At 64.9% G+C, this 12,995-nt stretch carries 23 protein-coding genes; 13 read left to right on the top strand and 10 right to left on the bottom strand.

The window, feature by feature from the left end; genetic code table 11:
• Window positions 1-239, top strand: a 239-nt coding sequence (locus tag D4765_RS18045; RefSeq protein WP_201799370.1) for a transposase, incomplete at its 5' end; no start/stop codon positions are given.
• 59 nt (window positions 240-298) lie between these two features.
• Window positions 299-646, top strand: coding sequence for an HNH endonuclease (locus D4765_RS18040; RefSeq protein WP_136643702.1), 348 nt, complete (start codon window positions 299-301; stop codon window positions 644-646).
• A 50-nt stretch (window positions 647-696) separates the two neighbouring features.
• Here the strand turns inward: D4765_RS18040 and D4765_RS18035 are convergent, their stop codons facing one another.
• The 3 genes from D4765_RS18035 to D4765_RS20000 form a co-directional block, all read right to left on the bottom strand.
• The gene (locus tag D4765_RS18035; RefSeq protein ID WP_136643701.1) at window positions 697-957 is read right to left on the bottom strand and encodes a Txe/YoeB family addiction module toxin; all 261 of its coding nucleotides are present in this window, start codon (window positions 955-957) and stop codon (window positions 697-699) included.
• Entirely contained in the window at window positions 954-1,205 is a 252-nt protein-coding gene (locus D4765_RS18030; protein WP_136643700.1) for a type II toxin-antitoxin system Phd/YefM family antitoxin, read from the bottom strand. The genes D4765_RS18035 and D4765_RS18030 overlap by 4 nt, the downstream gene beginning before the upstream one ends.
• A 191-nt stretch (window positions 1,206-1,396) precedes the next feature.
• Window positions 1,397-1,612, bottom strand: coding sequence for an NUDIX domain-containing protein (locus D4765_RS20000; RefSeq protein WP_136643699.1), 216 nt, complete (start codon window positions 1,610-1,612; stop codon window positions 1,397-1,399).
• 79 nt (window positions 1,613-1,691) lie between these two features.
• On the opposite strand from D4765_RS20000, the gene D4765_RS18020 reads away from it, so the two are divergent.
• Window positions 1,692-2,138, top strand: coding sequence for a helix-turn-helix domain-containing protein (locus tag D4765_RS18020; RefSeq protein WP_136643698.1), 447 nt, complete (start codon window positions 1,692-1,694; stop codon window positions 2,136-2,138).
• Between the two features lie 3 nt (window positions 2,139-2,141).
• Entirely contained in the window at window positions 2,142-2,720 is a 579-nt protein-coding gene (locus D4765_RS18015) for a PIN domain-containing protein (protein WP_136643697.1), read from the top strand.
• Between the two features lie 196 nt (window positions 2,721-2,916).
• Here D4765_RS18015 and hxlA read toward each other — a convergent pair whose 3' ends face one another.
• Both hxlA and hxlB read right to left on the bottom strand, forming a co-directional pair.
• Window positions 2,917-3,540 carry a 3-hexulose-6-phosphate synthase gene (hxlA, locus tag D4765_RS18010; protein ID WP_136643696.1) on the bottom strand — a complete coding sequence of 208 codons (624 nt, stop codon included), beginning with the start codon at window positions 3,538-3,540 and terminating at the stop codon, window positions 2,917-2,919.
• Window positions 3,541-3,580: 40 nt separating this feature from the next.
• The gene (hxlB, locus tag D4765_RS18005; protein ID WP_136643695.1) at window positions 3,581-4,174 is read right to left on the bottom strand and encodes a 6-phospho-3-hexuloisomerase; all 594 of its coding nucleotides are present in this window, start codon (window positions 4,172-4,174) and stop codon (window positions 3,581-3,583) included.
• A gap of 99 nt (window positions 4,175-4,273) precedes the next feature.
• Here hxlB and D4765_RS18000 point away from each other — a divergent pair, with 99 nt between their 5' ends.
• The 9 genes from D4765_RS18000 (at window position 4,274) to D4765_RS17960 (ending at window position 9,139) form a co-directional block, all read left to right on the top strand.
• Window positions 4,274-5,113 carry a helix-turn-helix transcriptional regulator gene (locus D4765_RS18000; protein ID WP_136643694.1) on the top strand — a complete coding sequence of 280 codons (840 nt, stop codon included), beginning with the start codon at window positions 4,274-4,276 and terminating at the stop codon, window positions 5,111-5,113.
• A gap of 87 nt (window positions 5,114-5,200) precedes the next feature.
• A complete protein-coding gene (locus D4765_RS17995; protein WP_136643693.1) occupies window positions 5,201-5,425 on the top strand; it encodes a hypothetical protein in 225 nt (74 codons plus the stop codon).
• Window positions 5,426-5,603: 178 nt separating this feature from the next.
• Window positions 5,604-5,885: a type II toxin-antitoxin system RelE/ParE family toxin gene (locus tag D4765_RS17990; RefSeq protein ID WP_136643692.1), complete on the top strand. Its 282-nt coding sequence runs from the start codon at window positions 5,604-5,606 to the stop codon at window positions 5,883-5,885.
• Between the two features lie 12 nt (window positions 5,886-5,897).
• Window positions 5,898-6,194: a HigA family addiction module antitoxin gene (locus D4765_RS17985; RefSeq protein ID WP_136643691.1), complete on the top strand. Its 297-nt coding sequence runs from the start codon at window positions 5,898-5,900 to the stop codon at window positions 6,192-6,194.
• Between the two features lie 86 nt (window positions 6,195-6,280).
• A complete protein-coding gene (locus tag D4765_RS17980) occupies window positions 6,281-6,616 on the top strand; it encodes an SdpI family protein (protein ID WP_136643690.1) in 336 nt (111 codons plus the stop codon).
• Window positions 6,617-6,687: 71 nt separating this feature from the next.
• Window positions 6,688-7,038 (top strand): VOC family protein, encoded by a 351-nt coding sequence (locus D4765_RS17975; RefSeq protein WP_136643689.1) that lies wholly within the window; start codon window positions 6,688-6,690, stop codon window positions 7,036-7,038.
• A 132-nt stretch (window positions 7,039-7,170) separates the two neighbouring features.
• Window positions 7,171-7,620 (top strand): MerR family transcriptional regulator, encoded by a 450-nt coding sequence (locus tag D4765_RS17970; RefSeq protein ID WP_237280548.1) that lies wholly within the window; start codon window positions 7,171-7,173, stop codon window positions 7,618-7,620.
• Window positions 7,617-8,576 (top strand): NAD-dependent epimerase/dehydratase family protein, encoded by a 960-nt coding sequence (locus tag D4765_RS17965; protein ID WP_136643688.1) that lies wholly within the window; start codon window positions 7,617-7,619, stop codon window positions 8,574-8,576. Before D4765_RS17970 ends, D4765_RS17965 begins: the two co-directional genes overlap by 4 nt.
• Window positions 8,577-8,731: 155 nt before the next feature.
• Window positions 8,732-9,139, top strand: coding sequence for an arsenate reductase ArsC (locus tag D4765_RS17960; RefSeq protein WP_136643687.1), 408 nt, complete (start codon window positions 8,732-8,734; stop codon window positions 9,137-9,139).
• A gap of 43 nt (window positions 9,140-9,182) precedes the next feature.
• Here D4765_RS17960 and D4765_RS17955 read toward each other — a convergent pair whose 3' ends face one another.
• From D4765_RS17955 to D4765_RS17935, 5 genes are all read right to left on the bottom strand, one after another.
• The gene (locus D4765_RS17955; protein ID WP_136643686.1) at window positions 9,183-9,665 is read right to left on the bottom strand and encodes an NUDIX hydrolase; all 483 of its coding nucleotides are present in this window, start codon (window positions 9,663-9,665) and stop codon (window positions 9,183-9,185) included.
• A gap of 26 nt (window positions 9,666-9,691) precedes the next feature.
• Entirely contained in the window at window positions 9,692-10,510 is an 819-nt protein-coding gene (locus tag D4765_RS17950) for an SDR family oxidoreductase (protein ID WP_136643685.1), read from the bottom strand.
• A gap of 151 nt (window positions 10,511-10,661) precedes the next feature.
• Window positions 10,662-11,186, bottom strand: a complete 525-nt coding sequence (locus D4765_RS17945) for a mycothiol transferase (RefSeq protein ID WP_237280547.1) — start codon at window positions 11,184-11,186, stop codon at window positions 10,662-10,664.
• Window positions 11,186-12,052: an LLM class F420-dependent oxidoreductase gene (locus D4765_RS17940; RefSeq protein WP_136643684.1), complete on the bottom strand. Its 867-nt coding sequence runs from the start codon at window positions 12,050-12,052 to the stop codon at window positions 11,186-11,188. The genes D4765_RS17945 and D4765_RS17940 overlap by 1 nt, the downstream gene beginning before the upstream one ends.
• Before the next feature lie 63 nt (window positions 12,053-12,115).
• On the bottom strand, window positions 12,116-12,995 hold an 880-nt coding region (locus tag D4765_RS17935), incomplete at its 5' end, for an aggregation-promoting factor C-terminal-like domain-containing protein (RefSeq protein ID WP_338054654.1).

The following is a 12,995-nucleotide window of genomic DNA, read 5'->3' as shown; positions in this document are numbered from 1 at the left end:
ACCCGCTGGAACGGGTGAACAAGGAGATCAAACGCCGCACCGACGTCGTCGGTGTGTTCCCCAACCCCGCCGCGCTGCTGCGGCTAGCCGGAGCCGTTCTGGTCGAGCAGCACGACGAGTGGGAAGCCGGCGATCGCCGCTACTTCTCCGAATCGTCGATGCTCGAGCTGAAGACCATGAACGACCCAACCACCGCGATCGAGGAGGTGACAACACTGCCCGAACTCATCGCCGCCTAAGCTTCAACCACTGACCTCAATCGGCAAAGCGAAAGCACACCACTCGAGGGGACGTCACCTTGGCCCGCCAGGTCAAACGCCTCTACAAGAATCACTGCCAGGTCTGCAACGAAGTGATTCCGGGCTTAGACGGGCGAACGTATTCGGAAGGCGCTCACGTTAAACCATTGGGAAGGCCGCACCTCGGCGGTGACGTGCTCGACAACATGCTCTGCCTGTGCCCCAACCATCACACCCAGCTCGATATCGGCGGAATGGTCATCCTGGACGACATGTCCGTGGTCGATACGCTCACGAAGGCGCAGTTCGCGACGCTTCGGTTCACAGGAGCACACCGCCTCGACCCCAGAAACGCGGAGTATCACCGCAGCCTGTGGGCTCCGCTCGGCAACGAAACAATCATTTAGTTTTGGGGGTAACTGCCTGCAGCGCGGCTTTGGGTACCCATCCGGCTAATTCAGGAGCCGTAGTGGTATCGGCATCCAGCAATTCGGAGCTCGTCGCCTTCGACGCGGTATACAAGTCGATGTTCATCCGTTATTCGACGTGACCAATAGCCCTGAAAACCGTGCTTCAGAGGCTCAGGCTTCCCGATGCCTTCGTTTCCGTTGCGGGAAATGTCGTGGAGGAGGGTATTGATCCGTTTGACGAGTCTGCGATCTTGAACCTGCCACCACTCGTAGTCCGCCCACGCATCTTCGTCCCAGACGAACTTCACTCGATGAGATTCCGTTCAGTACCCCGGCCACTCTCAAGTCGATCGATTGCGCCGAGAAGGCGACGCGCGTTCGCGGGATTGCGAAGGAGGTACGCGGTCTCTTTGAGAGATTCGTACTCGGCGAGCGAGACGATAACCACAGGCTCGTGCCCTGCGCGGGTGATTACGACCTCTTCACGGTCGTCGACAACGGCAGAGAGCGTTTCGGCGTAGTGCGCTCGTGACTCCGAGTACGACATGGTTCGCATGGCAAACCTCCTTGTACGTGAAATTGTACGCCGTCGAGAGCTTGGTTGTGGTGACGAATTTCGCATGATCAGACTTTAGCCATAATTGACCAATGCTCGCTTAATCCGAACCGGTCTCGAGACCAACCCGCAGAGTTTGACACGACCAGACAGCGTCTTGCGTGCGACCCGGATTTGGGCATCCATTCGCCTCAATGTTGCGAGGGAGCGCGGAGGACCAGGTCGCCGACCAGGATCGGGACGCCTACTTCTTCTTGGATCTCACGGGCCAGAGCTTGCTCAGGCGTTTCGCCGGCTTCGACTTTGCCGCCAGGGAACTCCCACAGGCCCGCCGAGGCTTTGCCTGGCGCTCTGCGGCAGCACAAGACTTTCTCGGCGTACGTGATAACCGCACCTACTACGAACACCCACTCCCCCTTCTAACGACGGTCAGATAACGGATGCGTTCGTTGCGTTTAATGCGTTTGTTTCGTTTAGACTTAGTTCATGATTCCTGTGACAGCGAGCGAGTCAGCGAGTGACGCAGAGCTCGCCGAGCGCGCTTTGGCTTCGCTGCGTCACGAGATAGATGGTCTACCCAATGACGTCGCATCGATCAGCTTAACGATCGAGCACGCTCGAAAGGCGGTCGCGCTTCCTCGCCAAGCGGTCGATGCGCTGATGATCGCCCTCGGGAGTATTGCTGCGGGGCACGGCGTGCGGGTCATCTCGATTGACGACGAACTGACGACTCAAGAAGCGGCGAGCATCCTGAATGTGTCTCGACCATTTCTCATTAAACTGCTCGACGAGGGTAAGATTGCCTATCGCAAGGTGGGTTCGCATCGACGCGTTCGCTCTGATTCGTTGATGCGTTACAAGTCGGCAGACGATGAGAGATCGAAAGCCGATGCTGACGAGCTCATTCGACTGGGGCAGGAGATGGGCAGCTGATTGATGACCTTCGTTGTCGTTTACGACGCGAACGTGCTGTACCCATCGACGCTTCGAGACGTTCTTATACGCGCGGCGCTCGCTGGCCTCGTTCAAGCGAGATGGACTGACCAGATACTCGACGAGGTCTTTCGCAATCTGAAAGCCAACCGCCCTGACCTTGAATCGGCGAAGCTCAACCGTACCCGCGAGCTCATGACCAGGGTTGTTCGAGATGCCATGGTGACGGGTTATGAGAAATACATACCGTTGGTGCAGCTTGAGCGCGACCGCGATGATCGGCATGTGGTTGCTGCTGCTATTAGAGCTGGCGCCCGACAGATTGTGACGTTCAACCTTCGCGATTTCCCGGTCGAGAGTCTGGTCGCGTGGAAGCTCGAGGCCGTGCACCCCGATGACTTTCTTTTAGAGATGTGCAGACATGACCGAAACGAAATGACGCGGGTCATAGGTCAGGTGGCGGCTGGGTGGAAGGGCATACGAACGGCTAGGGAAGTTCTCGAGAGTCTCGAGCGGAGCGGGCTGCCTGAGACGGCCTCGGAGATGCGGAGCTTTGTTGTCGCCGATCCGACTCGAACATGACCCCGCTGTATGCCTCAACTGCCGAGTGGCGCTTTGGCCTAGCCGGGCGATGTCGCGGGTGCAGTTAGGCCAGGGCCTCCACAAGCCTCCGTGACGCTGATACGACTCAAAAGTTGCGATGCTGGATCACGCCAGATCAAACAGGGCTGCCCCCGACCAGACGGCCGGGGGTAGCCCTCACAGCAGAGCGCGCAGGTCAGACGATCGCAGCGCGCAGCTCAGCAGCCGCGGCACCCACGTCAGGAGCGCTGTAGATCGCACTACCGGCGACAGCCACTTCGGCGCCCGACTGCTGCACCGAGGCGATGGTCGAGATATTGATGCCGCCCGCTACCGAGAACGCGACGCCCGAAGCCGCACCGTCGTCGAGAAGGGTGCTGAAGGTGAAGCCGTCTTCAGCCTGCTCGTCGAGGCCGGCGTGCATCTCGACGAAGTCCACGCCGAGGGCGACGACCTCTTTGGCGCGCTTGGCCTTGTCGGGCACACCGATGAGGTCGGCGACGATGCCCTTGCCGTGCTTCTTGGCAGCCTTGACGGCGCCGATGATGGTGCTGTCACCGGCGAGGCCGAGCACGGTCACGAGGTCGGCGCCGGCCGAGAATGCGATGTCGGCCTCGAGCTCGCCGGCATCCATGGTCTTGAGGTCGGCGAAGACGATCTTGTCGGGGTGCGCCTTCTTGATCGCGGTGACGGCAGAGAGGCCGGCGGCCTTGATGAGGGGGGTACCGAGCTCGAGAATGTCGACGTGCGGTGCGGCTGCGGCGGCGAGTTCGAGGGCGGCTTCGGTGGTGACGGTGTCCATTGCGAATTGCAGTTTCATGGGGTTCCTTCTGTGGGGTTTCGGATGATCGGAAAAACGTTTACTCGAGGTTCGCGTGTCGCGGCCAGAGGTCGTCTGCGCTGGCACCTGAGCGCATCCACAGCGCATGGAAGAGTGCGTCGCCGAGAAGCACAACAGCCTGCTCGAAGAGGCCGCCGGCGTACTGCTCGGACGCTTCGCGCGAGCGGTCGGTTTTGCCCGCGGCCGCCACGACCACGACGCACTCGGCGAGGTCGGCGAGTGGCGATGAATCGGTGGTGCTGATGGCCGCAACCGTGGCCCCCGCGTCGGTGGCGAGTTGGGCGGCGCGCACGATGGTGTGGGTTGTTCCCGATCCGCTGGCCGTGAGCAGCAGGTCGCCTGTGCCGATGGCCGGGGCTGTGACCTCGCCGACGACGTGCACGGTGAGGCCTAAGTGCATGAGGCGCATGGCGGTCATGCTGAGGGCGAGGCCCGAGCGGCCGGCGCCGAGCACGAAGACGCGGGGGGCGTCGGCCAGGAGGGCGGCCAGGGCATCCAGAGCCTGCTGATTGCCCTGAACGAGCTGCTCGAGCACGCCGGCGACTTCGCGGCCGACGAGGGCGAGAGACTCGGCTACGGGATGCTCGGCTACGGGATGCTCGGCTGACGACATGACTCCAGCCTGCGCTTCGGCGGGCGGCGTCGCACTCGCCGAGAGGGCAGGAACACCTACCCGAACGGGTAGGGATGCCGCGTGGGGTAGGTTGGCGGCATGCAGAGTTCAGCAGACATTCCTTCGCCGAAGATGCGCGCGCTCGTGGGCGACCACGCGCGGGCGATCTCTGAGCAGGCCGACCGTCATGCGGTGGAGCTCGAGTCGCTGCTCGCGGTTCTGCGGTCGAGTCGGCTCGACGATCGGGCGGCGCGTGCCACGGCGATCGACATTGCGGCGGCCTCACTGGTGAGCCTTCGCACGGCGTCAGACAATGAACAGAGCACGATGCTCGAGCCGGTGGCGACGGCGTTCGCCAGGCTGAAGAACGACCTCCGGCCGTTGGTGCGGTTCGGCGACCTCGACGTGCAGTTCATCGAACCGCCGAGCACCGGGCGGGCGCTGCCGGGCGAGGTTGCGCAGGCGGCCCGGGCCATTGTGCGGAACTCTGTGCTTGCGCTGGCCGACGCCGCCGACACGCGGCGGGTGCGCATCCAATGGGACTGCGACGGGCAGAACCTGCTGATCGGCATCCGCGACGACGGGCCCGGCGAGCTGAGCCGGCACGACGACGTGCTGCGGCCGATCGCCGAGAAGGTGTCGGCGCTCGAGGGCGAGCTGCAGGTCACGTCGACGCCCGGGTGGGGGTCTGCGCTTTCGATAACGCTTCCGCTCGACCCGCCGCCCGAACCCGACACGCTCGAAGACACGGTGCAGCTGAGCGCGCGGGAACGGGATGTTCTGCGGCTCGTCGCGTCGGGCGCCCGCAATCGGGCCATCGCCCAGCAGCTGCAGATCAGCGACAATACGGTGAAGTTTCACGTGTCGAACCTGCTGCGAAAGGCGGGTGCCTCGACGAGGGCCGAGCTGGCTGCCCTGGCGAAGCAGCGGATCGGGTGAGGGCGGGCGGGCCGCCCCCGTGACAGTGCCGTCAACAAGCACGGCAGCTGACTCGAGCTTTCCTCACCGAATCGGTACCATCCACCCATGAACTATGCCCCTACCCCCGACACCGCCGTCGGCTACTATCTCGGCGCAAACGCGGCAGCCGGATGCGTGAACGGCCGGTATCAGGGGCTCAGTCACATCACGGTGACATTCCAGGCTGGCCTCAGTCCAACGTTGCCCGAACCGATTCGCCGAGCATCTCGCGGAACATTGACTGTTCGGTGGCAGGGTTTTCGAACGACGATGGTGGCGAGACTGCCGTGACGACGATCGTCGCCAATCAGAACGGATGATTCAAACCCGACGGAACGAACACGATGAACGCCTGGAGTGAAAGTGAAATATGAACTGAAGGCCATGACCAGATTTATGGCTACCGGTACCTCTGCCGACACGTCAGAACCATCTGGACGCTAGTAACGCGAAACGTTATGCTTACGAAGTGATCCAATCGTTCTCCGACAGGGAAACTGCGCTGGTCTGGCAACGGTCTCACGTGCGCAAGTTCGGCTCCGACCTTCAGCGAATTGCGAACCGAAAGCTGCTCATGCTCGACGCTGCTGAGACCGTTAACGACTTGCGCATTCCACCTGGCAATCGGCTCGAACAACTTCGGGGCGGTCGAGCCGGTCAATACAGTATTCGGGTCAACGATCAATGGCGGATCTGCTTTACATGGACATCCGCGGAACCAGCGGATGTTCAGATAACCGATTACCACTAGAGGGGAGAGACCATGACTACCGCACACGAACCGATTCACCCGGGAGAGATTCTGCTCGAGGAGTTTCTAAATCCGATGGGCATTACGCAGTATCGACTCGCACAGAGCATCTCCGTGCCAGCCCGTCGCATCAACGAGATCGTGCATGGCAAACGCGCCGTCACGCCTGATACGGCCCTGCGGCTTTCTCGCGCGCTCGGTACGTCTGATCGGTTCTGGATGAACTTGCAGAGTCGATACGACCTGGATGTTGCGATCGCAGAGCATCACGCGGAGTTCGACCAGATTCAGCCTCTGTTCTCTTCGTGATCATTAGAGCGAGCACCAGAACGACCTGACGAAAACTGAAGTCGATCAATTATCGCTTTTTGTCACCGAACAGGTACCATCGATGGATGAACTCAGCACCCGACACCGCCGTCGGCTACATCCTGGTTGCCGCCATGCTGCTCATAGCAGTCGTCGACCAGCTGGCCGCGGTGGGCAGAATCCGGCGCAACGGGTTCGTCGGCATGCGCATTCCGCCGACGATGGCGAGCGACGAGGCGTGGCTGGCCGGGCACCGGGCGGCCGCGGTTCCGTTGTGGGTGGGGTTTGCGCTCACGGCGGTCGTGGCCGTTGGCGCCACGCTGATGGGGGCCGGGAGCATCCCGAGCATTGTGCTGTTCGCGCTGACGCTCGCGTGGGCGGTTGTCGCCGCCTGGCGAGGGGCCAACAGGGGTGCGCTGTAGCTGAATGCAGGCGAGGTGCACGGATGCTGGGGGCTGGCGTCGAGCCGGTCGAGGCCTATAACGTGAACCACATGACGCTGAAGTTTGAAGAGATCGTCATCGACTGCCGCGACTGTCGGGCGCTCGGCCGCTGGTGGCAGGCCGCGCTGGGGTGGGAGGTGCTCGAAGAGAATGACGACGAGCTCGAGCTGCAGAACCCTGACGGGTCGCATCCGACGCTGCTGTTTCTGAACGTTCCCGAGGCAAAGACGGGCAAGAACCGCCTGCATTTCGACTTCGTGCCTGATGATCAGGCCGCCGAGGTCGAGCGGTTGCTCGGCATGGGGGCCCAGCGGGTCGACATCGGCCAGGGCGAGACGTCATGGGTCGTCTTGGCCGACCCCGAGGGCAACGAGTTCTGCGTGCTGGCGGCGCGCGGCTGAGTTCACGTGCCGGCACCCGTCGAGGCAAACACCACGACTCAAACGCTGAAATGGAGTCCAGTACCAAAAGAACCACCGGAAGATAGACCGAGCGCTTGACCTCAAGCGCTTGAGGTGTGTTTCGATTCATTCATGACCACACTGACCTTGATGACCATCCAAGACGCGTCGCACCGCAGCCGGCTCAGCGAGCCGACGCTTCGCTACTACGAAGAGGTCGGGCTCATCGGCCCGATCGCGCGCGACGAGCGCAGCGGGCACCGGCGCTACCGCGAAGAAGATGTCGACAACCTGCAGGCGCTGGCCTGCCTGCGGGCGATGGGTGTCGGCATCGAAGACATGCGCACCTACCAGGCGAACCGGATGATCGGGCGTGAGACTGCGGCCGAACAGCGGGACCTGCTGACGCGGCACGCCAAGCGCATCGAACGCGAGATCGCCACACTGCACGTGCACCTCAACTATCTCGAGGCGAAGGCGGGGCTGTGGGATGCCCGCGACCGCGACGATGCGAACGCCGAGGCGGTGGCGAGTGAACGTGTGAATGCGATGCTCGGCGACCTCGAGGCGGTACTTTCATGAGCCGGGTGCTGGTGACGGGCGGCAACGGATACCTCGCAACGCGGCTCATCGCCGACCTGCTGCTGGGCGGAACCGAGGTGCGAACGACCGTGCGCAGTGCGGCGAGCGAGCCGGGCCTTCGCGCGGCGCTCCGCCGGGCCCAAGCCGACGACAGCGGGCTCGAGATCGTGCACGCGAGCCTGACCGAAGACGAGGGCTGGGCATCCGCTGCCGCCGGGGTCGACGGGGTCTACCACGTGGCATCGCCGATGATTCAGTCGGCGAACGTTGACGAAATCGTCGTGCCTGCCCGCGACGGTGCTCTGCGGGTGCTGCGGGCGGCTCGGGATGCTGGGCTGCCCCGCATCGTTCTGACGTCGTCGTTCGCGGCCATCGGGTACTCGCCGAAGCCGGTTCGCGACTACGACGAAACCGACTGGACCGACCCGAACACCCCCGGGCTGCCGGCCTACCCCCTGTCGAAGGCCGTCGCCGAGCGGGCGGCGTGGGACTTCGTCGAGCGGGAGGGCGGCGACACCGAACTCGTGGTCGTGAACCCGACGTGGATCGCAGGGCCCACCCTCACGGTCGACGCCCGGTCGTCGCTGCAGTTCTTCACGGCGATGCTGAGCGGGGCCATGACGCAGGTGCCTCGGCAGCGGTTCGGCATCGCGGATGTGCGCGACGTGGCGGCGCTGCATGTTGCGGCGATGAACACGCCGGAGGCCGCGGGCAAGCGGTACCTGGCATTGGCCGACGGACCGACGATGACGTTTCTCGAGGTGGCGCAGGTACTGCGCGAGCGGCTCGGGGCGTTCGCCGAGCGGGTGCCCACCGAGGAGGTTGCGGGTGACGAGCCCACTCCCCTGGTCATCCACAATGAGCGCGCGAAGCGGGAGCTCGGGTTTCGTCCGCGCCCGGCCGAACAGACCATCGTCGAGACGGCCGAGAGCCTGCGGGAGCTCGGGCTGGCGTAGCCTCGGAACCCGCGAGACACCGGGCTGGCGTAGCCTCGGAGGAGCGCCCCCGCGTTGCGGTGGAAGCCGGTTGCTCGGTGGCCCACTTCGCGGCCACCCGCTGCCTGCATTGCACGCCGACGAGACCCGCCGAACCGCTCGACTGAAGGAACCCGATGACCGAAATACCGACCGTTCTGTTCGTCTGCGTGCACAATGCGGGGCGGTCGCAGATGGCGGCCGGGTACCTGCGGCACCTCGGCGGCGATCGAGTACGGGTGCTGTCGGGCGGGTCGGAGCCGGGGGCGTCGATCAACGCTGTCGCGGTGGCGGCGATGGCCGAGGAGGGCATTGATATCGCGGGCGAGGTGCCGGGCATCCTCGAGACCGAGGATGTTCGGGTCTCAGACGTCGTCATCACGATGGGCTGCGGGGATGCCTGCCCTATCTTCCCTGGCAAACGCTACGAAGATTGGGAGCTGACCGACCCGGCCGGCAAGCAGCTCGACGAGGTGCGCGCGATTCGTGACGACATTCGGGGGCGCGTCGAGCGGTTGTTCGAGGAGCTCACCCGCACCTCCTGAGCGCGGCCCGCGCGATGTGCGCCAGCGACGTGGCCGCGGAGCGTCAGCCGCGCGGGCCGCGCTCGAAGCGGGTGACGCCGGCCGGGGCATCCAGAGCCGCCGCCAGCCGCGCCGCCATGTTCGCTGAGTGCGGCGGCAGGGTGTCGCGCGTGAACCAGCCCGCGTCGGTGTTCTCGCCGTCGGCCGGGTGCGGCTCGCCCGAGACGTAGCGCAGCACGAACACGAGATCGAGGTAGTCGCTCATGTCGCCGTTGTCGTACGTGACGCGCGGAATGGTGTGCACCCACGCGAGCCGCTCGCAGACCGCGACGATGCCGGCCTCTTCGAGCACTTCACGCTCTGCGGCGACCGCGGGTTCTTCGCCGGGGTCGATGATGCCGGTGACCGGGGTCCAGGCGCCGTTGTCGCTTCGACGAACCATGAGCAGTTCGTCTCCGCGCACAACGACGGCTGTGACTCCGCTCAGCCAGAGGGGGTCGTGCCCGATTTTCTCTCGCAGGGCCAGAACAAATTCGGGGGTCGCCATGCCCTCAGGCTATCGAATGCGAGGGGTCAGCCTTGCGCCTCGACCGAGACGTCGTTCCACTTCTCCCACGTCTCGATGCGGCTGGCGTAGTCGGCCTTTGCGATGCCGAGGGGGCCCGAGCCGAAGAAGATGCGCAGCGGCGGCTCGTCTGAGTCGACGATCTTGAGCACGGCAGCGGCCGAGGCGTTCGGGTCGCCGGGCGTCGAGTTGCGGCTCTGGCGGGACTTCTCGACGGCGTCGTGCAGGTCGGCGTAGTCGGCGAGCGGCTCAGAGGTCGCGGCCGACGAACCGCTCCAGTCGGTGGAGAATCCGCCGGGCTCGATCAGCGTCACCTTGATGTTGAACGAGGCGACCTCCTGAGCGAGCGACTGGCTGAAGCCCTCGAGCGCCCACTTCGACGCGTGGTAGATGCCGACGAGCGGGAACGCCGAGATGCCGCCGATCGACGACACCTGAATGATGTGCCCGCTGCCCTGCCTGCGCAGGAACGGAAGTGCCGCCTGGGTGACCCAGAGCGCGCCGAACAGGTTGGTCTCGAGCTGCGCACGAGCCTCGTCTTCGGTGAGCTCTTCGATGAAACCGAAGTGACCGTAGCCGGCGTTGTTGACGACAACGTCGAGGCGGCCGAACTTCTCGAACGCCTGGGCGACGGCAGCGAAGTCGGCGTCGTGGTCGGTGACGTCGAGCGCGATCGGAACAATGTTGTCGCCGTACTTCTCGACCAGATCGCTGAGGCTGTCGATGTTGCGAGCCGTGGCAGCGACCTTGTCGCCACGGTCGAGGGCCGCGATGGCCCATTCGCGCCCGAATCCGCGCGATGTTCCGGTGATGAACCAAACCTTCATGAGCGTGTTCCTTTCAGAAATGTTGTGGCCGAATGAAGCGGGCCACCTTGGTGTGAACCACGTCGACGGCGGGGTATTCCCGCCTCCAGAGGTTTACCGGTCGGCCCGAAGCCGAACGCAGCCCGATGGCCAGCTGTATGCCGCCCGTACGTCAGCCGTTCTGTCTCCGGATGCTCCCCCGCACAAACGCGGCCTGACCCACATGCTGCGTGGCGTCGTTGATCACGCTCACCAACCGCGCCGCCAGCGTGACCGGAGGGTCGTACGCGTCATCTACCACGCGGTCGAGCTGCTCGTCCTCCAATAACCGCACCCACCCCACGGTCTGCTCGTGCACGGCCTCGAAGTAGGCTCCGATCTGCCCCGGGGTGAACCCCGAGACAGCCCCGACCTCCTCCGCCGACATGCCGTACCCCGTGGCGCGGGGGCCCGACGCGAGGCCGAGGCGCTCATACCAGCCCGACGCCGTGTAGAGCTGCTCGGTGCCGGCGACACCGGCGAGGTGATCATCCTGAACCCGGGTGAGGTGCCAGATGAGCCACGCAATGGTGTTCGCGCCGGGGTCGACGCGGGCGGTGAGTTCGTCGTCGGTGAGACCGTTCAGCACTCGGTGAACCGACTCGCTGACGCGGGTGAAGGCGTCGACGAGGATGTCGGTGGCGCTGATGGTGGGCATCAGATCTCCGTGAGGCGAGGCAGCACCGTCTCTGTGACCCGCGACACCCAGCCGGCCGGGTCGGGCGCGGCGGGGCTGGTGGTGACGAGTGAGATACCCATCGCGGAGTACTGCTGCATGTCGGCGAGCAGCTGATCGGGGTTGTCGAACTTCTCGTTGCTGACGATGAGCGTCTTCTCGATGGCATCGAAGTCGCGGCCGAGGTCGTCGCAGTGGCCCTTCAGCACCTCGAGCTTGTGCTGCACGCCCTCGAGCCCGAAGTCGAAGAGGTTGCAGGCGCTGCCGTACTGGGCGACCAGGCGCAGGGTCTTCTTCTCGCCGCTGCCACCGATGAGAATGGGCACCGGGTTCTGAATGGGCTGCGGCTGGCAGATGGTCTCGGCGAGCTGGTAGTGCGTGCCCTCGAAGGGGCCGTCGTTCGTGCTCCACATCTGCCGGCAGATCTGGATGGTCTCCTCCAGGCGCTCGAACCGCTCGCTGATGCCGGGGTAGGGCACCCCGAGGCCGAGGTGCTCCCGCTCGTACCAGGCGGCGCCGATACCGAGAAGGGCCCGGCCTTCGGAGAGCACATCGAGCGTGGTCACGATCTTGGCGAGCAGGCCCGGGTGGCGGTAGGTCACACCGGTGACGAGCAGACCGAGGCGCATGCGCGAGGTCTGGCCGGCGAGAAAGCCGAGCGAGGTGTAACCCTCGAGCATGGGGTCGTACGAGGTGGCGAGGCTCTCCATCTGAAACCAGTGGTCCATCAGGGTGAAGAGTGAGACACCGCCGTCTTCGGCCGCACGGGCCGTGTTGCTGAGGGCGGGCGCGAGTGCTGCGGCACCGCCGGGGAGGGTGAAGTTGGAGAAGTGAATTCCGAGTTCCATGAGTTCACTCTACGTCTGGCCCTCCCCCGGGTGTCAGTACCAGTCAGGCTGCCAGCGGATCGATCAGTACCAGTTCACCGACTGCGAGTGCGACCACGCAGAGCAGGGGCTGCCGTACGACGAGGCGATGTACTTCAGCCCCCAGGCGACCTGCGTGGCGGCGTTGGTCTGCCAGTCGCTGGCGATCGACGCCATTTTGCTGCCCGGCAGGGCCTGTGGGATGCCCGCGGCACCACTTGAACCGTTCGAGGCCGTGTACGACCATCCGGACTCCTTCTGCCAGAGCGAGACGAGGCAGGAGAACTGGTCGGAGCCCCAGCCGTACTCACTGGAGGCCAGGTTCTCGGCGGTGGCCTTCGCGCCCGACGGAGTGTTGGCTTCGGCGAGCGCCTCGGCTGCAGCTGCGGCGGCAGCGGCGTCTGCGGCGGCCTGGGCTGCGGCCACGGCGGCGACCCGGTCGGCCTCGGCTGCGGCCGCGACGACCACCGTGGTCTTCTCGGCGGTCTGCGCGGTGAGCCCGGTGACGGTCTTCGGGTCGAGCAACGTGTAGTTGCTGAGCGTCGAGATGGTCGAGGTGAGCCCGCTGGTGTCGGTCTTCGCCTGGGCTTCGGCCACGACCAGGTCGGCGGCGGCGATGGCGGTCTGCGCATTGGCGACGGCGAGTGACTTCTCGGTGGTGGAGTCGAGCGAGGCCTGCGTGCGGGCGAGTGCAACGGCGTGGGCTGCGGCGGTGGCCTGGCTGTCGGCGACGGCCGATTGAACCACGAAACCGGTGCCGGCCACGAGGCCGACGGCCACAACGGCGGTGGCGATGACGAGCTTCGAGCGGTATGAGTGGCGCCTCGCGGCAAAGGCGGCCCGGCGCGTGGCTCGGGATGCAGCGGCGGAGCTGATGGGGGCGGCGACGGTGGCCGGGCTGGCTGGGCTGGCCGGGCGGGTGGGG

The organism is Subtercola vilae, from assembly GCF_004923255.1.
GTDB classification, from domain to species: domain Bacteria; phylum Actinomycetota; class Actinomycetes; order Actinomycetales; family Microbacteriaceae; genus Subtercola; species Subtercola vilae.
The sequence above is the reverse complement of the archived record's forward strand: the minus strand, read 5'-3'. Positions and strand labels throughout refer to the sequence as shown.

Coding starts and splice junctions, on each gene's coding strand:
- D4765_RS18030 (WP_136643700.1), bottom strand. CDS start 1,205: ATGCGAACCATGTCGTACTCGGAGTCACGAGCGCACTACGCCGAAACG.
- D4765_RS18020 (WP_136643698.1), top strand. CDS start 1,692: ATGATTCCTGTGACAGCGAGCGAGTCAGCGAGTGACGCAGAGCTCGCC.
- D4765_RS18015 (WP_136643697.1), top strand. CDS start 2,142: ATGACCTTCGTTGTCGTTTACGACGCGAACGTGCTGTACCCATCGACG.
- hxlA (WP_136643696.1), bottom strand. CDS start 3,540: ATGAAACTGCAATTCGCAATGGACACCGTCACCACCGAAGCCGCCCTC.
- hxlB (WP_136643695.1), bottom strand. CDS start 4,174: ATGTCGTCAGCCGAGCATCCCGTAGCCGAGCATCCCGTAGCCGAGTCT.
- D4765_RS18000 (WP_136643694.1), top strand. CDS start 4,274: ATGCAGAGTTCAGCAGACATTCCTTCGCCGAAGATGCGCGCGCTCGTG.
- D4765_RS17995 (WP_136643693.1), top strand. CDS start 5,201: ATGAACTATGCCCCTACCCCCGACACCGCCGTCGGCTACTATCTCGGC.
- D4765_RS17985 (WP_136643691.1), top strand. CDS start 5,898: ATGACTACCGCACACGAACCGATTCACCCGGGAGAGATTCTGCTCGAG.
- D4765_RS17980 (WP_136643690.1), top strand. CDS start 6,281: ATGAACTCAGCACCCGACACCGCCGTCGGCTACATCCTGGTTGCCGCC.
- D4765_RS17975 (WP_136643689.1), top strand. CDS start 6,688: ATGACGCTGAAGTTTGAAGAGATCGTCATCGACTGCCGCGACTGTCGG.
- D4765_RS17970 (WP_237280548.1), top strand. CDS start 7,171: ATGACCACACTGACCTTGATGACCATCCAAGACGCGTCGCACCGCAGC.
- D4765_RS17965 (WP_136643688.1), top strand. CDS start 7,617: ATGAGCCGGGTGCTGGTGACGGGCGGCAACGGATACCTCGCAACGCGG.
- D4765_RS17960 (WP_136643687.1), top strand. CDS start 8,732: ATGACCGAAATACCGACCGTTCTGTTCGTCTGCGTGCACAATGCGGGG.
- D4765_RS17955 (WP_136643686.1), bottom strand. CDS start 9,665: ATGGCGACCCCCGAATTTGTTCTGGCCCTGCGAGAGAAAATCGGGCAC.
- D4765_RS17950 (WP_136643685.1), bottom strand. CDS start 10,510: ATGAAGGTTTGGTTCATCACCGGAACATCGCGCGGATTCGGGCGCGAA.
- D4765_RS17945 (WP_237280547.1), bottom strand. CDS start 11,186: ATGCCCACCATCAGCGCCACCGACATCCTCGTCGACGCCTTCACCCGC.
- D4765_RS17940 (WP_136643684.1), bottom strand. CDS start 12,052: ATGGAACTCGGAATTCACTTCTCCAACTTCACCCTCCCCGGCGGTGCC.